Annotated in this window: 18 protein-coding genes and 1 pseudogene; 8 read left to right on the plus strand and 11 right to left on the minus strand. The window is 71.6% G+C overall.

What is annotated here, in order from left to right; translation table 11 throughout:
• Positions 1-111 precede the first annotated feature (111 nt).
• The gene (locus tag HALOF300_RS17640) at positions 112-1,659 is read left to right on the plus strand and encodes a UxaA family hydrolase (RefSeq protein ID WP_156742224.1); all 1,548 of its coding nucleotides are present in this window, start codon (positions 112-114) and stop codon (positions 1,657-1,659) included.
• Positions 1,660-1,677: 18 nt separating this feature from the next.
• Here the strand turns inward: HALOF300_RS17640 and HALOF300_RS17645 are convergent, their stop codons facing one another.
• On the minus strand, positions 1,678-2,355 hold the full coding sequence (locus HALOF300_RS17645) for a ThuA domain-containing protein (RefSeq protein WP_156742225.1): 678 nt from the start codon (positions 2,353-2,355) through the stop codon (positions 1,678-1,680).
• Between the two features lie 216 nt (positions 2,356-2,571).
• On the opposite strand from HALOF300_RS17645, the gene HALOF300_RS17650 reads away from it, so the two are divergent.
• Positions 2,572-3,402, plus strand: coding sequence for a DUF6807 domain-containing protein (locus HALOF300_RS17650; protein WP_197522647.1), 831 nt, complete (start codon positions 2,572-2,574; stop codon positions 3,400-3,402).
• A complete protein-coding gene (locus HALOF300_RS17655; protein ID WP_156742227.1) occupies positions 3,399-4,556 on the plus strand; it encodes a Gfo/Idh/MocA family protein in 1,158 nt (385 codons plus the stop codon). The genes HALOF300_RS17650 and HALOF300_RS17655 overlap by 4 nt, the downstream gene beginning before the upstream one ends.
• A gap of 48 nt (positions 4,557-4,604) precedes the next feature.
• Here HALOF300_RS17655 and HALOF300_RS17660 read toward each other — a convergent pair whose 3' ends face one another.
• Positions 4,605-5,618 (minus strand): NAD(P)/FAD-dependent oxidoreductase, encoded by a 1,014-nt coding sequence (locus HALOF300_RS17660; protein WP_231955553.1) that lies wholly within the window; start codon positions 5,616-5,618, stop codon positions 4,605-4,607.
• A gap of 120 nt (positions 5,619-5,738) precedes the next feature.
• Between HALOF300_RS17660 and HALOF300_RS17665 the strand changes: the two genes are divergently transcribed.
• Together HALOF300_RS17665 and HALOF300_RS17670 are read left to right on the plus strand one after the other, a co-directional pair.
• Complete coding sequence (locus HALOF300_RS17665) at positions 5,739-6,347, plus strand: helix-turn-helix domain-containing protein (RefSeq protein WP_156742228.1); 609 nt, start codon at positions 5,739-5,741, stop codon at positions 6,345-6,347.
• A gap of 104 nt (positions 6,348-6,451) precedes the next feature.
• Positions 6,452-6,775 (plus strand): hypothetical protein, encoded by a 324-nt coding sequence (locus tag HALOF300_RS17670; protein WP_156742229.1) that lies wholly within the window; start codon positions 6,452-6,454, stop codon positions 6,773-6,775.
• A gap of 9 nt (positions 6,776-6,784) precedes the next feature.
• On the opposite strand, the gene thyX is transcribed toward HALOF300_RS17670, so the two are convergent.
• The gene (gene thyX / locus HALOF300_RS17675; RefSeq protein ID WP_231955578.1) at positions 6,785-7,522 is read right to left on the minus strand and encodes an FAD-dependent thymidylate synthase; all 738 of its coding nucleotides are present in this window, start codon (positions 7,520-7,522) and stop codon (positions 6,785-6,787) included.
• 243 nt (positions 7,523-7,765) lie between these two features.
• On the opposite strand from thyX, the gene HALOF300_RS17680 reads away from it, so the two are divergent.
• Complete coding sequence (locus tag HALOF300_RS17680; protein ID WP_156742231.1) at positions 7,766-8,962, plus strand: alanine--tRNA ligase-related protein; 1,197 nt, start codon at positions 7,766-7,768, stop codon at positions 8,960-8,962.
• Between the two features lie 59 nt (positions 8,963-9,021).
• Here the strand turns inward: HALOF300_RS17680 and rsmD are convergent, their stop codons facing one another.
• From rsmD to HALOF300_RS17700, 4 genes are read right to left on the minus strand one after another with little or no spacing between them, the layout of a single operon-like run.
• Entirely contained in the window at positions 9,022-9,588 is a 567-nt protein-coding gene (gene rsmD / locus HALOF300_RS17685; protein ID WP_156742232.1) for a 16S rRNA (guanine(966)-N(2))-methyltransferase RsmD, read from the minus strand.
• Positions 9,585-11,210 carry a DUF6297 family protein gene (locus HALOF300_RS17690; RefSeq protein ID WP_156742233.1) on the minus strand — a complete coding sequence of 542 codons (1,626 nt, stop codon included), beginning with the start codon at positions 11,208-11,210 and terminating at the stop codon, positions 9,585-9,587. The genes rsmD and HALOF300_RS17690 overlap by 4 nt, the downstream gene beginning before the upstream one ends.
• Entirely contained in the window at positions 11,207-11,914 is a 708-nt protein-coding gene (locus HALOF300_RS17695) for an ABC transporter ATP-binding protein (RefSeq protein ID WP_231955554.1), read from the minus strand. The genes HALOF300_RS17690 and HALOF300_RS17695 overlap by 4 nt, the downstream gene beginning before the upstream one ends.
• Before the next feature lie 29 nt (positions 11,915-11,943).
• On the minus strand, positions 11,944-14,145 hold the full coding sequence (locus HALOF300_RS17700) for an ATP-dependent DNA helicase RecG (RefSeq protein WP_156742234.1): 2,202 nt from the start codon (positions 14,143-14,145) through the stop codon (positions 11,944-11,946).
• Positions 14,146-14,424: 279 nt separating this feature from the next.
• Here HALOF300_RS17700 and rpmB point away from each other — a divergent pair, with 279 nt between their 5' ends.
• On the plus strand, positions 14,425-14,619 hold the full coding sequence (gene rpmB / locus HALOF300_RS17705; RefSeq protein WP_154794840.1) for a 50S ribosomal protein L28: 195 nt from the start codon (positions 14,425-14,427) through the stop codon (positions 14,617-14,619).
• A gap of 66 nt (positions 14,620-14,685) precedes the next feature.
• Here the strand turns inward: rpmB and HALOF300_RS17710 are convergent.
• A pseudogene (locus HALOF300_RS17710) lies at positions 14,686-15,321 on the minus strand (NAD-dependent epimerase/dehydratase family protein); the annotation flags it as partial.
• Positions 15,322-15,356: 35 nt separating this feature from the next.
• Here HALOF300_RS17710 and HALOF300_RS17715 point away from each other — a divergent pair.
• Positions 15,357-15,827, plus strand: a complete 471-nt coding sequence (locus HALOF300_RS17715; RefSeq protein WP_197522649.1) for a nuclear transport factor 2 family protein — start codon at positions 15,357-15,359, stop codon at positions 15,825-15,827.
• Between the two features lie 100 nt (positions 15,828-15,927).
• Here the strand turns inward: HALOF300_RS17715 and HALOF300_RS17720 are convergent, their stop codons facing one another.
• Genes HALOF300_RS17720 through HALOF300_RS17730 form a run of 3 tightly spaced genes read right to left on the minus strand, consistent with a single transcriptional unit; the run spans position 15,928 to position 18,430 of the window.
• Positions 15,928-17,124, minus strand: a complete 1,197-nt coding sequence (locus HALOF300_RS17720) for a cation:proton antiporter (protein WP_156742237.1) — start codon at positions 17,122-17,124, stop codon at positions 15,928-15,930.
• Positions 17,125-17,163: 39 nt separating this feature from the next.
• Positions 17,164-17,682, minus strand: a complete 519-nt coding sequence (locus HALOF300_RS17725) for a MarR family winged helix-turn-helix transcriptional regulator (protein ID WP_156742238.1) — start codon at positions 17,680-17,682, stop codon at positions 17,164-17,166.
• A gap of 7 nt (positions 17,683-17,689) precedes the next feature.
• Entirely contained in the window at positions 17,690-18,430 is a 741-nt protein-coding gene (locus HALOF300_RS17730; RefSeq protein WP_156742239.1) for an SDR family NAD(P)-dependent oxidoreductase, read from the minus strand.
• Positions 18,431-18,435: the final 5 nt, after the last annotated feature.

Below are 18,435 nucleotides of genomic sequence, written 5' to 3' on the forward strand. Positions count from 1 at the left end.
GCCCGGTTCGCGTGCGGCCGGATGCCCGCCCCGTCAGCGGGAAGCGGTTTCTCGGCTATGGTGGGAACGGTTGCGGCACGTTTGCCGTCCCCCGTCTGCGAAGGCTAATCGATGACCGACCTGCCCCTGCCCCTGCACGCCGTCGCCCTGCTGCTGCGCCCCGACGACTCCGTGGCCGTCGCTACCCGCGACCTCGCCGCCGGCACGTCGCTGACGTTGGCCGACGGCGCCCCGCTGACCGTCCTGGTGGACGTGCCCCGCGGCCACAAGCTCGCCGTCCTCGACGTCGCAAAGGGTGGACAGGTACTCAAGTACGGGCAGTCCATCGGCCGCGCGACCGCGCCGATCGCGGCTGGCGAGCACATCCACTCCCACAACCTGGGCATGGATGCCACCGAGCGCGAACACGAGTTCGGTACGGCCCGCGTCACGCCGGAGGCACCGGCGGACCTGCCCCGGACGTTCCTCGGCTACCACCGCGCGGACGGCCGGGTGGCCACCCGCAACTTCATCGGCGTGATCACGTCCGTGAACTGCTCGGCAAGCGCGGCGAAGATGATCGCGGACCAGTTCCGTGGCATGGCGATGGATGCCTACCCGAACGTCGACGGCGTCATGGCGATCACCCACCAGAGCGGCTGCGGCCTGGTGCCGGACTCCGAGGGTGGGCAGATGCTGCTGCGGACCCTGCGCGGATACGCCCAGCACCCGAACTTCGGCGGACTGCTGGTCCTCGGCCTCGGCTGCGAAATGATCCCGGTCTCCTCCCTCGCGGAGGGTCTGGACCTGCCCGAAGGGCTCCTCGTGGAGACGATGACCATCCAGGACAGCGGCGGCGTGCGCGCCACGGTGCGGGCCGGCGCCGAGAAGATCAGGGAGATGCTGCCCCGGGTCAACGAGGCGACCCGCACCCCCGCGGACATCTCCCACCTGGTCCTCGGCCTGAACTGCGGCGGCTCCGACGGCTACTCCGGGATCACCGCGAACCCGGCCCTCGGCGTGGCCTCGGACATGCTCGTGGCGGCCGGTGCGACGTCCGTGCTCGCCGAGACCCCCGAGGTCTACGGCGCCGAGCACCTGCTCACCCGTCGGGCCACGACCCCCGAGGTGGGTCGCAAGCTGCTGGACCGGATCGAGTGGTGGAAGGCCTACACCGAGGCCGGCGAGGGCACCCTCGACAACAATCCCTCCCCCGGCAACAAGGCCGGCGGGCTCACCACCATCCTGGAGAAGTCCCTCGGCGCGGTCGCCAAGGGCGGCACGGCCGAGATGACGGCGGTCTACGAGTACGCCGAGCCCATCACGGACAAGGGCTTCACGTTCATGGACACCCCCGGCTACGACCCGGTCTCGGTGACCGGGCTGGTGGCCGGTGGCGCGACCGTGGTCTGCTTCACCACCGGCCGTGGCTCGGTGTTCGGGTGCAAGCCGACTCCCTCGATCAAGGTCGCCACGAACACCGAGATGTACGACCGGATGTCCGAGGACATGGACATCAATGCGGGGCGGATCGTGGACGGCACGGCTTCCTTGCCTGACGTGGGCCGGGAGATCTTCGAGAAGATCATCGCGGTGGCCTCCGGCGAGCAGACCGTCAGCGAGGATCTGGACATCGGCCAGGAGGAGTTCATCCCCTGGCACGTCGGTGCCGTCACCTGACCGGCACGTGGCACCGCGTCATCCGGTGCGGCGCAGCAGCCAGTCCACCTCGCGCCGCAGGAGTTCGATCCGCCCGGGCCGGCTGTAGGCGCGTGGGTCATGGCCGAACGCGTCGTAGACCACGCGGGCACCGGCCCGCTCGCGCGCCCAGACGAGCGGGTGGTCCCGCTCGTCGTGCGCGTGAGTGACGAGCACGGTCACGTCCCGCGCCGTCTCGAGGTAGGAGTACCGCTCGTCGGTGGCCTCGAAGTCGCCGAGCCCCGCCGTGATCGGGTGGTCTGCGCCGACCACCCGCACCACGGTGGTGTCCAGTGGCGGGTGCATCGAGATGCCCGGCACCCATCGGCCACCGAGGACCTCGGCCCACTCGGGCGTCTCGAAGAACGTGTTGGACGCCGCGTGCGTGGCCAGAACCGGCCGGCCGGCGCGGGCGAACGCGAGCACCGCCGCACGTGCGTGCCCCTGCGCCAGCGCCGGTGCCGGCGTGCTGCCGCCACCGGCATCGACCACCAGCAGGGACACGTCGTCGAACGCGAAGGTGGCCTCGTCCGTGCCGCTGACCCGGGCGGAGACGCCAAGTTCCCCGAGCCGCTCCACGATCTGAGCCGACGTGCCCGCGAAGTCGTGCCACGGGTCGGCGTAGCGCCCCACCCCCGTGAGCACGACGGCGGTGGGTGGTTGCTGGTCGGTGCTCATTTGGTCGCCCTTCGGGTCCTGCCAGGTGGTCTCGTCGAGTTCGACGGACGATTGCCGATTCTCGCCCGAACCTATCGGTGCGTCGGGCGCCCCGGGACCCACGTCATGACCACCCCGTGGCCACACACCGATCCGGTAAGCGGTTTCCGCTAGCATGTCCGCATCAGCTGTGCCCGCACCGTCAGGACGCGGACCCGAAGCAACCGAAGGAGTTCCGTGACCGCACTGCACATCGGTGCGCGCGCCGTCGCCACCTACCACGACGGCCAGAACCTCGCCGAGCACCTCTCCCCCCGGCCCTACCTGCACCCGGTGACCACGCTTGAGGGCACCGTGCTCACCGAGGTCGAACCGGCGGACCACCGCCACCACTACGGGGTGAGCAACGCCGTCGTCGAGGTGAACGGGCACATGTTCTGGGGCGGCGCCTCCTACGTACACCCGACCGGCTACGAACTGCTCGAGAACCACGGGCGGCAGGTCCCACGCAGCAGCGACACCACCGATCACCGCATCACCCAGACCCTGGAGTGGCTCGGCAGCGACGGCGCGCACGTCCTCACCGAGGACCGCGAGATCACCGCCGACCTGATCCCGGAGCACCCGGCCTGGGCACTGCGCTGGCGCAGCACGCTGCACGCCGACGCCGGCGACCTCGAGGTCGGCTCGCCGGCCACCCGCGGCCGCGCAGGTGCCGGGTACGGCGGTCTGTTCTGGCGACTCTCCGCCGCATCGGTCGCCACCACGGCAACCACGGCCGACGGCGGCCCTGCCCTGGGGTCGACGTCGCCCTGGCTCCTGCTCACCCAGGCGCGCGAGAGGGGACCGGTCTCCCTGCTGCTCGCGCAGCCGCGCGAGCGGGTGCTGCCGTGGTTCGTGCGCACGCAGGGGTACGTCGGCGCCGGACCGGCCGTCGCCTGGGACGCGCCCCGCACGATCGCCGCCGGAACGAGCGTCGATCTGCACCTCTGGGCGCTACTCGTGGACGGCGACCTGTCGCCCGAGACCGCCCAGGCCCACTACGACCGGCTGGAGCAACTGCCATGACCACCACGTTCGCCGTCGTCGGGATCCACGGGTTCGGCGGCCACCACCTGCGCGAGCTCGTCGAGCTGACCGCGGACGGCCTCGCGGAGGTCATCGCCGTAGCCGACCCGCGCGGCGCCGAGGGTGCCGAGAACGTGCCCCCGACGGCCCGTGCGTACCCGGACCTGACCGCGCTCCTCGCCGCCGAGAGCCCGAACGTCGTGATCATCGCGACGCCGATCCACACGCATCTGCCGCTCGCGGTCGAGTCGCTGCGGGCCGGCTCCCACGTGCTCCTGGAGAAGCCGACGACGGCGTCCCTCGCCGAGCTCGACGAGCTGATCGCGGTCTCGGCCGAGACCGGCCGGTCGGTGCAGGTCGGCTTCCAGAGCTTCGGGTCGCACGCACTGCCGGCCATCGACGCGCTCATCGCAGGCGGAGAGATCGGCGAGCTCGTCGGCGTCGGTGGCGTCGGCACGTGGCTGCGGGACACCCGGTACTACGCCCGCTCCCGCTGGGCCGGGCGGCGCACCCTGGACGGTGTCGCGGTGGTCGATGGCGCCGTCACGAACCCGCTCGCGCACGCCGTGGCTACGGCGCTGCGGATCGCGGGCGCGACCACCACGACGGACGTCGCCGAGGTGGTCGTGGACCTGTACCACGCACACGACATCGAGGCAGACGACACCTCGGCCGTGCGCCTGCGCACCACGAGTGGCATTCCGGTCGCGCTCGGACTCTCCCTGACGTCCGCGACGCAGAGCGCCCCGAGGCTGATCGTGCGCGGCACCCGCGGCACCGCGGAGCTGCGCTACACCGACGACGTCCTGACCGTCCGCACCCCCGACGGCGAGCGCACCGAGACGTTCGAGCGGACCAGCCTGCAGCGCAACCTCGTCGACCACATCACGACCGGCGCACCCCTGGTTGCCGACGCCCGGGACACCGGCGCGTTCATCCGGGTCCTCGAGGCGGTCCGGACCGCACCGGATCCCGCACCGATCGCCGCCGAGTTCGTGCAGTGGCGTGACGACGAGCACGGCCGCCACCCGGAGGTCGCCGACGTGGAGGCGTGGTGCGAGCGCGTCGCGAGCGAGTATGCGACGTTCGCCGAGCTCGGAGCGCCGTGGGCCGCGAGCAGCCCACCGACCGGTTCCGGGCAGCCCTCGACCTGACCGTCCGCACCGCTCGCCCGCAGGTTCGAGGATCGCCGCGCCGCTGACTCAGGCCGGCGCCAGCCGCGCCGACTCGACCGCGGCGGCGGTGTCCTGCGCCACCAGGGCGGCGTTGATCTGCGCACCGGCCCGCATCCCGGCCGCGGCCGCCGTGATCACCTGCGTGCTCACGTCGGCGACATTGCCGGCCGCCCAGATCCCCGGCACCGACGTCTCGCCCTTGCCGTCGGTGAGCAGGTAGGTCCCGAACAGGGTTTCGCCCATCCGGAACTCCTCCGCTTTCAGGCCCAAGCCTTCGAGGGGACCGACCGGCGCGAACACCCGCGTCTGCACGGCGAGCGCCGACCTGGGCACGAACGCGCCGGAGGCCAGCCGGACGCCGGTGAGCCGGTCGTCGGCGCTCTCCACCGCTGCGACCGCGCCGTCGACGACCGCGATCCCCCGCGCGGTCAGCTGCTCCCACTCGGTCTCGCTCGGCTCGAGCACGTCATTGAGGAACAGCGTCACGTCCGCACTCCACTGTCGCAGCAGCAGCACCTGGTGCATCGCCATCGGCGAGGACGCGAGTACCCCGATCGGGAGATCCCGGACCTCCCAGCCGTGGCAGTACGGGCAGTGCAGCACGTCCCGCCCGAAGCGCTCCGCCAGGCCCGGGACGTCGGGCAGTTCGTCGCGGGCACCGGACGCGAGCAGCACGTGCCGGGCCCCGGTGCGGCGGCCGTCGGCGAGGGTGATCTCGAAGCCGTCCGTCTCGGCCTGCCCGACGGCGGTGACGACCCCGGCGGTGATCTCGCCGCCGTAGCCGCTCACCTCGGCGCGGCCGATGGCCAGCAGGTCACCCGGCGGTGTGCCCTCCCGGCCGAGGTAGTTGTGGACGCCGTCCGCAGGAGTGTTGCGCGGCTGGCCCGCGTCCACGACGAGGACGCTGCGACGAGCGCGGGACAGGGTGAGGGCGGCGCTGAGACCCGCGGCCGCGCCGCCGATCACCACCACGTCGTAGCCCCTGCGTAGTCCGGGCACGTCGGGGCTCGGGCCGGGCATCGGGTTCGGGTTCGTCTGCATGAAGGCTCCTGGCGTCGGTGGGCCGGAACAGCCGGCACTGTTGAGAACTGATCTCGTTAGTAGTTCACACCACACCGCCGCGAGCACCAACGATCTTTGCCGGTCTGGCAAACTCGTCCCATGACGACCACAGACCAAGCGAGCGAACTCGGCGACGTGCTGGACGCCGTCGGCCCACGGTTGCGCTCCCTGCGCACCCGCCGGGGCACCAGCCTGACCGAGCTGTCGCAGACCACCGGGATCTCGGTGAGCACACTGTCCCGTCTGGAGACCGGACAGCGGCGCCCGGCGCTGGAACTCCTGCTGCCGCTCGCCCGCGCCTACCAGGTGACCCTCGACGACCTCGTCGGCGCGCCCGAGACCGCGGACCCGCGCGTCCACATCCGGCCCGTCGTCCACCACGGTGTGGCGCACGTGCCGCTCACCCGGCGGGTCGGCGGTCAGCTCGCGGCGAAGGTGATCCTGCCGCCGGTCGACGTCGTCACGCCGCCGGACCTGCAGACCCACGAGGGCTACGAGTGGCTGTACGTGCTGAGCGGGCGGCTGCGGCTGATCCTCGGCGAGCACGACGTGGTGCTGGCCGAGGGTGAGGTGGCCGAGTTCAACTGCCGCACCACCCCGCACTGGTTCGGCAACCCGGGGCCCGGACCGACCGAGTTGCTGAGCATCTTCGGACCGCAGGGGGAACGGATCCACGTACGGGCTGCCCCAAGGCGTAGACAGGGTTAGGGCGCGTGGTGTCTTGTCCGGCTGCGTAGAATCCTGGCTCGTGTGCCCGCCCGTGATGCCTACGTGCACACCGACGGTTTCCCGTTCGACCGAAGGACGCAGCCGTGCCCGACCGACCTGAGATCGTCTGCATCTGCGGCTCTACCCGGTTCGTGGCCGAGATGAGTGCGGCGAACCGTGAGCTGACCTTCGCAGGCGTCATCGTCGTCGCGCCAGGCGTCTTCCTGCGCACCGAGGGTCACGAAGCAGACGAGCTGATCACCGAGGAGCAGAAGACCGTGCTGGACGCCCTCCACCTGCGCAAGATCGACCTGGCTGACCGGGTGCTGGTCGTCAACCCGGGCGGGTACATCGGCGAGTCCACGAGCAGGGAGATCGCCTACGCGCACGCCACCGGCAAGCCGATCTCGTTCACCGATCCCATCTGACAAGTTCGGTCAGGGAGCGACCCGGCCGTTCTCGTTGAAGGCCTCGTGGGTGAGCGGCATGAGGCCGGCCCAGAAGGCTTCCATCTTCTCCGCCACCATCTCGATCTCACGCTGTGGGAACGACGGGAATCGGCTGCCCTCGTTCTTCGTGCGCAGGGAGACGAAGTTCATGAGCGCGCGGGCGTTCATCGTCACGTACATCGAGGAGTAGATCGTGAGCGGCAGGACGATGCGAGCGACCTCGCGGGCGACACCGGCGTCCAGCATCCGCTGGTAGGAGCCGAAGGCCTCCGTGCAGACGGCGCGAACCTCGGCGGAGACCAGGTCCGTCTGCTCGGGTGTCCCGGGCAGAAAGTCGTAGGCACCGGCCTTGCCCACCTGCACGAGGTTGCGCTCGGGGCCGGGCACGTAGAAGACCGGGTTCAGCTCCCGGTACCGACCGCTCTCCTCGTTGTAGGAGGCGATGCGGTGACGCATGAACTCGCGGAAGACGAAGATCGGCGCCTGCACGTAGAACGTCATCGAGTTGTGCTCGAACGGCGATCCGTGACGGTCGCGCATGAGGTAGTTGATCAGGCCCTTCGAGCGAGAGGCGTCGAGGCTCTCGTCCTGGGCGGCCCCGAGGGTCTTCTCGCCCTGCGTCGACACCCTGGCGGCGAAGAGGACGTCGGAGTCCGACGCGCTGGAGCGGACGAGTTCGACGGACACATCGGAACGGAACGAGATCTCGTGAGCCACGGCCCTCACGATAGCGAGCACGCCGCTCCCCAGAAAAATGGGCGAGCCCACCCCGGGTTCGTTCCGGTACCGTTGACGACATGCACCAACTGTCTCGCCTCGCCGCGGCCGCCCGAGCTCCTCGCTCGCCGGCTGCCGCTGCCTGACATCCACCTCTCCCACACCGGCGACCGGAAACGGTCCGCCGGTGTTCTGCTGTCCCAGCCCCGGCCAACGGCCCGCTTCCGGTCCCTTCCCGAAAGGACCAGAACCATGAGCCTCGAGACCACCTTCATCGACTTCTTCGTCGAGCGCGGTCACAGCCCGATCATGGGATCCACACTGATCCCGCGGCCCGGCGATCCCGTCCTGTTCACCACCTCGGGCATGCATGCGCTCACGCCCTACCTGGAGGGTGAGCCACATCCGCTCGGCCACCGGCTCGTCGGGGTTCAACGATGCCTGCGCACCACCGATCTGGACGAGGTCGGCGACCCGAACCACCTGACCGTCTTCGAGATGCTCGGCTCCTGGTCACTGGGTGACTACGACGCTGAGCAGAGCCTGCAGTGGGGGTACGAGCTGCTCCGTGACACCCTCGGCATCGACCCTGGCCGGCTGCACGTCACCGTGTTCGGTGGCGACCAGCAGGTCGAGCCCGACGAGGCGTCGCTGCGGACCTGGCGCGCGCTCGGGGTGCCGGTCGAGCTGACCACCGATGACAACTGGTGGCCGAACCGGACCGGGACCGGGCTGTGCGGACCGGACTCGGAGATCTTCCTGTGGACCGGCGATGGCCCACCGGAGGGCACGCCGACCACCGACGACCGTTGGGTGGAGGTGTGGAACCACGTGATGATGCGCTTCCGCCGGCACGAGGACGGGTCGCTGGAACCACTGGAGCAGCGCAACATCGACACCGGCCTCGGCCTCGAGCGGCTGAGCATGTTGCTCGAGGGCAAGAGTTCCGTGTACGAGACCGAACTGTTCGAGCCATGGATGCGGCTCCTGCCCGAGTTGTGGAAGCTGGACGAGGAGTCCGAGCGGATCGTGATCGACCACCTGCGCTCGAGCATCGTCATCATCGGCGACGGCGTCCGACCGTCGAACACCGGTCGCGGCTACGTGCTGCGCCGGCTGATCCGGCGGGTGCTGACCCTGCTGTGGCAGGTCGATCGGTCCAGGACGCTCGTCGATCTGCCGCTGGAGGTGGTCGAGCACACGCTGCGACGCTTCCACCAGGAAGAGGACGTCACGCCGGTGCAGCAGGTCCTGGTCGACGAGGAGGTCCGGTTCACCGACCTGCTCGAGCGGGGCCGGCGGATCCTCGGCAGCGACCGCTTCCGGAAGCCCCTCGACCGGGGTGACTTCGAGTACCTGCACCAGACCCACGGGCTCCCTCCGGACCTCGTCCGGTCGCTGATCGCTCAGCGCGGCGGGGGCTCGAGCGCTCCCCTGCCCCGCACCTAATACCCGACGCGCTGATCTCGCCCACGCGCAGGGCCGAGGTCAGGCACGCACGTGCGATCTCAGCCGGTGAGTTCGGTGGTGGTCGCGAACCACAGCGTCGTGTCGCCGTAGGTCTTCTCACCGTCCGGGGTCAGGCCTTCGGGCCAGCTCGGTTCGCCGGATCGCCGGGCCTGCTCCACCACGACCACGGCGCCCGGAGCGAGCCATCCTGGGGCGGCGAGCGCGGCCAGCACCTCGTCGAGTCCGCCGAGGTCGTAGGGCGGGTCCAGCAGCACGAGGTCGAACGGGCTGCCGGGTGGGCCGCCGTCGAGGTAGCGCTCCACCCGCGTCGCGACCACCCGGACCCGGTCCGCCAGGCCCACCTGCGCCGCGTTGGACCGGCAGAGCGCCGCGGCTACTTTCGCTGCCTCGACCGCGACCACCTCGGCGGCGCCGCGGCTGGCGGCCTCCAGCCCGAGCGCGCCGGAGCCGGCGTAAAGGTCCAGCACGCGGGCGCCGCGAACGACGCCGAGATGATCGAGTCGCGAGAACAGCGCCTCCCGGACCCGCTCGCTGGTGGGCCGGGTCCCGGTGGGCGGCACCTTGAGCGCACGGCCACCGGCGGCGCCGGCCACGATCCGCGTCATCGCGCCCCGGCCGCCTTCTGCGCCTGGTTGGCCCGCTCCATCATCGACGGCTTCTTCTCGTCCTTCACGTGGGTCGCGATGGCGAACGCGATCGCCGAGGTGGCGGCCTGCAGCCAGACGAGCACGAATGTCGGCCCGAACGCGATGAGCGCGATGAGCGTCGGGATCAGGCAGAGCACCACCAGGTCCGGCCCGCGGGCGAACGCCAGCAGCACACCGGGCGGCACCGGTCCCATCGGGCCCGTCACCAACGGCTTGGTCCAGTCCGGCGGCTTCCGGTAAGCGGCTCGGACCACACCCGCGGCGAAGGTGGGAGCCGCGATCACGCCGAGCAGGATCCAGCCGGGCAGGCTGCCATGGGTGGCGCCCCAGACCGCGAACACCCCTGCGGACCAGAGCACCATGATCACGCCCGGCAGGATGATCCGGACCCGGCGTACGTCGAATGCGGAGATCGGGAAGAAGCGGTCCAGCACCGGCGCCATCTCGGCGCGTCGGGCGCCCTCGGCCGTGGCCATGGCAGCCAGGTAGCCGCCGATCAGCAGCATCGCCACGTTCACGCCGGTGGGCCAGCCGGCGAGCAGTGCCATCAGAGCCACGGACGCCGCCACCGCGATCTGGATCAGGTGCCGCGGAGAACGGGCCAGCACCAGTGCATCCCCGGTGACGATGGCACTGACCGGACCGCGGACCCAGGGCAGCCGCGCCGAGCGGCGACGCTGGTCCGGGGCGGTGCTCACGCTCAGGGCACGGCCGAGCTCGCGGGTGTCCACCGAGGTGACCGCCCCGGCGGCGTACGCCGAGACAGCGCCGCGGGCTCGCAGTTCTCGCCCTGAGATGGCGTTCAGGCCGGTGTCCACCCGGACCACCAGGGCCACCACGAGGACGGCGAGCGCACCGATCGCGACCACGGCAACGGCCCCACTGGGCAGGTTCAGGGGTTGGGGTCGCACGAACACCAGGATCAGCCCGAGCAGCGGGCCCGCGGCCATCAGGATGTCCCCGATCAGGGCGGCGGGACGCACCCGTGCTGCTCGCTTGTTGCCGAGCTGCACCTGGCCGGCGGCCACGGCGAGCGCGAGCGCCGCGCCCGCGAGGGTGCACAGGGCGACGATGGACCCGAGCGCGGGGCCGGGCTCCCCCAGCGCCAGGAACGCGATCAGGAGACCACCGGCCGCGCCGACCACGGCGCCCATGATCGGCACCAGCACCGACCTGGGGCGCAGCAGTCCGCGGCGGTCCGCCGGCGTCGTCAGCCACCAGACGGCCTGACCGCCGCCCATCCCGATCGGTCCGATCCGCCCAGCCAGCCCCACGACCGCGCCGGCCACGATGAGCGCTGCGACGACGGCGAGCCAGGTCGGGTCGAGGGTGTGCACCTCCGGCCCGGAGGTGATCGTGGCGTTCAGCCCCTGCACGGCACCGAGTGCGATCGCCAGCGCGATGGCCGCGCTGAACACCACCGAGTAGACCTCGGAGATCACCTCGAAGAAGCTGCCGCCGGTGTGCGCCTCGGTTGCGTCCCTGGTCAGCGAGCGCAGCTGCCGGCCGGTGGGCCAGGCGTCGTCGGGGACGACGTCACCGTCGGTCGGTCGGTCGTCGCCGGTGTCCGTGGTGCTCACATCGCCTCGATCGCCTGGGCTGCGACCTCGGGGCTGACGACCCGGACCTCCTCCTCGCCGAGCAGGACCGCACGCGTGGCGACCACTCGGACCAGGACCGGGTCATGGGTGGCCATGACCACACCGCCACCGGTCTTGCGCTCGGCGGCGAGCCGTTCCGCGAGGCGGTCGCGCATGCCGGAGTCGAGGCGTTGCTCGGGTTCGTCGAGGACCATCAGCCGGCGGGGCCGGACGAACGCCGAGGCGAGCAACAACCGGCGACGCTGCCCGGAGGACAACGCCGTTGGCGCGGCCTGCTGGCGGGCCGTGAGCCCGAACTCCTCGATGATCCCCGTGACCAGTTCCGAGACGCGCTCCATGCCGTGCCCGCGGGCGGTCAGCAGGAGGTGCTCGCGGACGGTGAGGGCCGGCAGATAGGAGTCCTCGTCCAGCACGATCGCGACGTCGGCGCGGAACCGGCGGGTGCGCTCGTCGACGGGCCGACCGAACACGTCGATCTGCCCGCCGAGGACGTCAAGGAGGCCTGCGACGGCGCGGAGGAAGGTCGACTTGCCCGTGCCGTTCGCGCCCACGACGGCCAGGCCCTCGCCCGCCTTCATGCTCACGGAGATCGGTGGGCAGACGGCGCTGGCGATGTCCGAGCCGTAGCCGACGCTGACCTTGTCCGCGCGGATCATGGGGGCGGACGTCTGCTTCTTAGCCACGGTCGGGTAACTCCAGGGGGTAGGGCCGGTCAGGCACGATCGAGGAACTCCTCGTGGTCCGGGTCGACGAGCTGGGTGATGGCGACCAACAGGTCCGGGTGGTGGACCAGGTTGGGATCCTCGGCGATGAGCCTACGCGCGTCCTCGCGGGCCTCCTCGATCACGCCCCGGTCGGTGAACACCCGGAGGAGCTTGAGGGAGTTGCCGCGGCCGGACTGCGCCGCGCCGAGCACGTCCCCCTCGCGGCGCTGCTCGAGGTCCTTCTCGGCGAGCACGAACCCGTCGGTCGTCTCGGTCAGGACCTTGAGCCGCTGCAGCGCCGGCGTGTCCTCGCCGGCGCCGGTGACGAGCAGGCAGGTGCCCGGTGCGCTGCCCCGGCCCACCCGGCCGCGGAGCTGGTGCAGCTGGGACAACCCGAACCGGTCGGCGTCCATGACGACCATGACGGACGCCTCGGGTACGTCCACGCCGACCTCGATGACGGTGGTGGTGACCAGCACGGGGGTGCAGCCGGCGGAGAACGCCTCCATGACGGCGTCCTTCTCATCACTCGGAAGGCGGCCGTGCATCACGCCGACGGCGATCCCGGAGAGCACCGGTTCGGCCTCGAGCAGCTCGGCGACCTCCTCGACGGTGGCCAGTGGGCGCTTGTCGTCGGGCGCATCGAGCAGATCCGCACCGTCGTCGCCGCCGTTGGCGGTGATCCGGGGCGCCACCACATAGGCCCGCTCGCCCCGCTCGACCGCCTCGGCGACCAGCTGCCAGGTGCGCGCGACCCACTTCGGCCTGTCCACCGGCACCAGGTGCGTGGTGATCGGCGAGCGCCCGGCCGGCACCTCCCGCAGGGTGGATACCTCGACGTCCCCGAAGAACGTCATCGCGACCGAGCGCGGGATCGGGGTGGCGGTCATGTAGAGCTGGTGCGGCACCGTGCGCCCCTTGGCCCGAAGCGCGTCCCGCTGCTCCACCCCGAACCGGTGCTGCTCGTCGATCACGGTGAGGGCGAGGTCGGCGAACTGGACCTTCTCGTTCAACAGCGAGTGCGTGCCGATGACGATGCCGGCCGCCCCGGAGGCCGCGTCCGCGAGCGCCTGGCGCCGCTGAGCCGCGCTCAGTGAACCGGTCAGCAGCGCCACCCGGGTGCCGTCGGCGGCGCCGCCGAGCATGCCGGCCTCGCCGAGCGGGCCGAGCAGGTTCCGGATGGACCGGGCATGCTGCTGGGCGAGCACCTCCGTCGGTGCGAGCAGCGCCGCCTGCCCGCCGGCGTCGATGACCTGCATCATCGCCCGGAGCGCCACCACGGTCTTGCCGGACCCGACCTCGCCCTGCAGGAGCCGTTGCATCGGGCTGGGCGCGGCCAGGTCCGCGGAGATCTCCGCGGACACCTCTAGCTGACCGCCGGTCAGGGCGAACGGAAGCTGCGCGTCGAGTGCGTCCAGCAGGGCGCCGGGCCGCGGTGGGCGTGGCGTGGCCTCGTAGGCGGCGATGTCCGCGCGCCGGCGGGCCAGGGCGGTCTGTAGCAGGAACGCCTCGGTGTAGCGGAACCGGTGCTGGGCGCGGCGATAGTCGGCCTCGGCGTGCGGCCGGTGGATCATCCGCATCGCCTGGGTCGCGTCCAGCATGCCCCGGCGCTCCACGATCTCGGCCGGCACCGGGTCGTTGACCTCGCCGTCGTGCAGCGGGTCCACCACCATGCGCATCGCCCGCCTGATCAGGAGCGAACTGACCTTCGCCGTCGCCGGGTAGACCGGGACCGGTCGCTCGGCCTCGTGGGCGGCGCGCAGATCGTCGAGGACGTCCCCGGTGTCGAACGGCTCGAACTCGGGGTGCTTGAGCTGGATGGTGCCGTTGAAGTTCTCCACCTCCCCGGAGAAGATCGCCGAGGTGCCGATCGTCAAGGCGTGCTTCAGCCCGTGGACGGTGCCCTGGTGCCGCGCGAAGAAGCGCATCGGGAGCCGGGTGCGTCCGTCGCTGACCGTGACGTCCACCAGCGTCATCGACCCGTTGCGGGCTCGACGCGAGGAGAAGTCCACCACCTCGGCTGCAACCGTGACGTTCTCACCCACCCGCAGCTCGGACAGCGTGGTGTACTCGCCGCGTTTGAGGTACCGGCGCGGGAAGTGGAAGAGCAGACCACGCTGGTCGGTGATGCCGATGGTGACCAGTGCCTTGGCAGCACCCGGACCGACCAGGCGGCTGAACTCCTTGGTCGGCGTGGGCTTCTCGGCCATCTGCATCCCTCCCCCGCGATGCTATCGCCCGGCGCCGACAGCGCCGCGCCCGGCACACGCCCCGTCGGGCCCACCCGGCCACGGCCGGCGGTGGGAAGATGTGGCCAAGCCCACGCACCGCCGTCGGGCCGTAGGGTTTGGGCCGGAGGGCCCGTGTGGAGTACTCTGGACCGGTTGCCCAACCATGGGCACGGTACGGCAGGCGTTGCGCCACGGCCGACCCCAACGAACTTTGCCGCTTCACCCTGTGGCGAGCACTGACCTAAGAGGAGACACACCGTGGCTGCTACGTGTGACGTCTGCGCCAAGGCCCCGAGCTTCGGCCACAGCATCTCGCACTCCCACCGTCGCACCAAGCGTCGCTGGAACCCGAACATCCAGAAGGTTCGCACCATCGTGGACGGCACGCCCAAGCGCGTGAACGTGTGCACCTCCTGCCTCAAGGCGGGCAAGGTCGTCCGCCGCGCCAGCTGATACCCGCAGACTCCGGGAGCCGTCCACCGTCGAGGTGGGCGGCTCTCGTGTTTCACAGCCCCGGGGTCAGGTGGTCAGGGTGCGGAAGCCGTCCCGCCAGCTCGGGTGGTCCGGCTCCCACCCGAGCTCGGTGCGCGCCCGGGCGTTGTCCGAACCCCGCACGGCCGTCATCAGGTTCAGCCCGTGCCGGCCGAGCAGGGGCCGCGCCAGCCAGGCCGGGACCCCGCGCGGCGGGCGCACGCCGAGCACCTCGGACAGATACGGCAGCCACACACTGACCGGCGCCGGGTCGGAGTCGGTGATGTTGTAGATCCCCGGCCGGCCCCGCCCCACCGCGAGCGCCGTGGCGCGGGCGGCGTCGGCGATGTGCACGAACGACCACACCCCGCCTCCACCACCGACCACCGGAAGTTTGCGGGCCCGGACCATGGCGAGCTGGTCGCCGCCGGGACCGATCCCGGTGCCCGGTCCGTAGAACGTGCCGTATCGCAGCGCGAGCGCGTCGATGCCGGTCGCGGCGGTGACCGCCGCCTCGGTGTGCTTGATGCCCGCGAGTGTCCGACGGGACTCCGGCGCGGGATCGGCGTCGAGCGGTGCCGACTCGTCATGCACCGACGCCCCGGTGCGCGCGTTCGGCCACCCGGTGTAGCTGGCGGCAATGAACCGCTTCGCACCCACCGCCCGAGCCGCCTCCAGCAGGTTGTCCGTGCCTCGACTACCCGCGGATCGGCGAGATCGTGGAACGGTCCCCGCAGTCCTGCCGCCAGGTGTACTCGCGGGCGCGCCGCCACCTGGCCGCGGCCGGCCCGCCCGACGGCGCCGGTGCGGACCGCACGTCCGTCGCCGAGGCGCTGGTGGACGCGCTACACCGCGCGGACGTCGCACGGGTGGAGGCGTTGCTCGCCGCGGACGTTCGTTTCCACGCCGACGGCGGTGGCCGGGCACCGGCGATCGCCCACCCGCTCGAGGGGGCGGAAGCGGTGGCGCGGTTCCTGCTGGGGCTGGCCCGGCGGGGCGCTCGGTTCGGGCTCCAGCTCGACGTGATCGAGGCGAACGGCGGGCCGGCCCTGCGGGCGCGCGGAGCCGATGGCGCGTGGCTGGCCGTGATGGCCGTGCAGGTGGCCGGCGGCCGGGTGCTGGGCCTGCAGAATCAGATCAACCCGGACAAGCTCGCGCACCTGGGGCAGGTCGGGACCTCGCGGCCCTGATGGCGCAGGGAGACGCGTCGGCCGGCGCCGCGGGATCGTCGAGACCGGGCGAACACCCACGCTAGACCCGCGGTCCTGCGGCGCCGTTCGCTCGCACGGTTCACGCGTCGTCGTCCGCCAGGGCGGTCGCCACCGGAACGCCTCCGCGCAAAGACATCGCCACGAGCGGGAAGACGAGCACCGACAGCATGCCGGCGCCGACGAGCGCCGCCGCCAGTCCGGTCGTCAGATAGCCCTCGGCGACGCCGATCGCCGTCACGGCGACGATGATCGGCAAGCCCGTCGCGCCCATGAGACCGATGGAGATCCGGTCTCGCCGCGACGCGCCGACGGGTGCCGCGAGCATCGACGGGACGCCACGCACGACGAACAGCGCGGCGAAGCCGACGCCGAGCACCGCAAGCAGCCTCGGGTCCGCCAGCAGCGCGGCGAGATCGAAGGAGACTCCGGTGTTGATGAAGAAGACAGGCACCAGGAAACCGAACGCGATGGCCTCGACCTTGCTCTCGACCGCCTCCTGGTCCTCGCGCTTGGCGTCCCGGATCAGCAGGCGCCAGACGAGGCCGGCGACGAAGGCGCCGAGCAGGAAGTCGACCTCAAGGGCGAGACTGAGCGCCAGGAGCGCGGCGAGCAGGAGGAACACGACGCGGATCGCGAACTGACCGGAGGTGTGCAGCGTCGCGTTGACGAACTTGTGCAGAGCGCCGTGCGGACCGCGGATCCCGTACCAGATCGCCAGCCCCGCGACGACGGCGAACACGGCCAGTACGGCCGACGCGGCGCCGGGCGACCGGGTCCCGAGGAAGACCGAGATCGCGATGAGTGGGCCGAACTCGCCGACCGCGCCGAGTGCGCTCACGCTGTGACCGAACGGCGTGTCGAGTTCGCGGGCGTCCCGCAGGATGGGCAGCAGGGTCCCGAGCGCCGTCGAGGCCATGGCGACACCGAGGATCACGGCGGCCTCCCCGGGCGCGATGAGCCACCCGAGGCCCACCCCGACGACGAGGCTCACGAGCCAACCGAGCGTTGCGTTTCGGCCCGTCCGGCCGCGCAGGGCCGACGTCTGGATCTCGGTGCCGGCCACGAAGAACAGCATCGCGAGACCGAGGTCGGCGAGTCGGTCGCTGAACTCGTTCGGATGCACCCACCCGAGCAGGCTCGGGCCCGCCACGATGCCGAGCATCAGCTCGAACACGACGACGGGGATACGCACCCACCGCCCGAGTCCTCGCGCCAGCAGCGGCGCGACGACGGCGAGCAACGGGATGACCACGAGCGCGACGTCGGCAGCCTCCACGGGCTCAGCGTAGTGACACCGGGCTCGAAACCCTGGCGTCTACTCCTCGAGCGAGCCGAGCGTGTCGAGGTAGCGGCGCAGCAGATCGACGAACGCCGACCGGTCCGCCGCGGCGAAGCCGGCCAGGGTTGCCTCCTCGTCCGCGAACAGGGCGGTGACGGTCGCCTCGAGCAGATCCTGTCCGGCCGGGGTGAGTGCGACCACGACGGAGCGCGAGTCCCGGGTGGAGGTCCGGCGGGTCACCAGCGCGGCGGCCTCGGCGCGGGTGAGACGCTGCGACACGGCGCCGCTGGTGACCAGGGTCCGCTCGGCGAGCTGCCCCGGCGTCAGTTCGTACGGCGGCCCGGACCGTCGGATCGTGCTGAGCAGGTCCAGGGTGGCGTCGTCGGTGCCGAGCCCCCGCAGCAGCCGGGACCGGCGCAGCCGCAACAGCTTCGCAGTCCGTCGGATCCGCGTGATGACGGCGATCGAGGAGACGTCCAGATCGGGGCGTTCGCGGTGCCAGTCCCGCTCGATGGCGTCCACGGGGTCGGTCGGCGAGTCGTTGGGCTCGGTCATCGCTCGCTCATCCGGGCAGTGCCCCGCCGTTGACACCGATCACCTGGGCGGTCAGGTGTCCGGCGTCGGCGGAGGCCAGGAACGCGATCGTCGCGGCGATGTCGCCCGGTTCGCCGGCCCGCTTCGTGAGGGTCTCGCCGATGAGCCGGGCATGGCGCGCATCGGTCATCGCGTCCCCGAAGAACTCGGTGCCGGAGGTGTAGCCCGGGGCGACCACGTTCACGGTGATGCCCCGCGACCCGAGGGCGCGGGCCCGGTCGTAGGCCCACCCGTGCAGCGCCGCCTTGGCGCTCGCGTAGCCGAGCCCGCCGCCACGTTGCCCGGCGATCGAGCCGACGGCGACCACGCGGCCGCGCCTGCCGCGAAGGGCCGGGCCGAGGGCGTGGGTGAGCAACGCCGTCGAGAGCACGTTCGCGGCGAACGAGGAGCTCAGGTCCGCCGCCACCGCGCCCAGCCCGTCGCCGTCGACGACCGGCTCAGCATCCACGAGGCCGCCGGCGGCGTGCACGAGGACGTCGACGCCGTCGTGCCGCTCGGTGATCTCGGCCGCCGCGCGCCGCACCTGCGCGACGTCGGTCAGGTCGCCCGGATGGACCGAGTGGCCCTTGCCCGGCAGTCCCGCACGGGTGCGTTCGAGCCGGTCCGGTCGGCGTCCGCACAGGGCCACCGTGTAACCGTCGCCGGCCAGCCGGGCGGCCGTCGCGGCGCCGATCCCACTTCCGGCTCCTGTGATCACTGCAATCTCCATTGATA

This window comes from Occultella aeris (assembly GCF_902703175.1).
GTDB classification, from domain to species: domain Bacteria; phylum Actinomycetota; class Actinomycetes; order Actinomycetales; family Beutenbergiaceae; genus Occultella; species Occultella aeris.

Bases quoted from the DNA above. Each gene is read 5' to 3' on its own strand.
- HALOF300_RS17640 (WP_156742224.1), top strand. From the start codon at position 112: ATGACCGACCTGCCCCTGCCCCTGCACGCCGTCGCCCTGCTGCTGCGC.
- HALOF300_RS17645 (WP_156742225.1), bottom strand. From the start codon at position 2,355: ATGAGCACCGACCAGCAACCACCCACCGCCGTCGTGCTCACGGGGGTG.
- HALOF300_RS17655 (WP_156742227.1), top strand. From the start codon at position 3,399: ATGACCACCACGTTCGCCGTCGTCGGGATCCACGGGTTCGGCGGCCAC.
- HALOF300_RS17660 (WP_231955553.1), bottom strand. From the start codon at position 5,618: ATGCAGACGAACCCGAACCCGATGCCCGGCCCGAGCCCCGACGTGCCC.
- HALOF300_RS17665 (WP_156742228.1), top strand. From the start codon at position 5,739: ATGACGACCACAGACCAAGCGAGCGAACTCGGCGACGTGCTGGACGCC.
- HALOF300_RS17680 (WP_156742231.1), top strand. From the start codon at position 7,766: ATGAGCCTCGAGACCACCTTCATCGACTTCTTCGTCGAGCGCGGTCAC.
- rsmD (WP_156742232.1), bottom strand. From the start codon at position 9,588: ATGACGCGGATCGTGGCCGGCGCCGCCGGTGGCCGTGCGCTCAAGGTG.
- HALOF300_RS17700 (WP_156742234.1), bottom strand. From the start codon at position 14,145: ATGGCCGAGAAGCCCACGCCGACCAAGGAGTTCAGCCGCCTGGTCGGT.
- HALOF300_RS17725 (WP_156742238.1), bottom strand. From the start codon at position 17,682: ATGACCGAGCCCAACGACTCGCCGACCGACCCCGTGGACGCCATCGAG.
- HALOF300_RS17730 (WP_156742239.1), bottom strand. From the start codon at position 18,430: ATGGAGATTGCAGTGATCACAGGAGCCGGAAGTGGGATCGGCGCCGCG.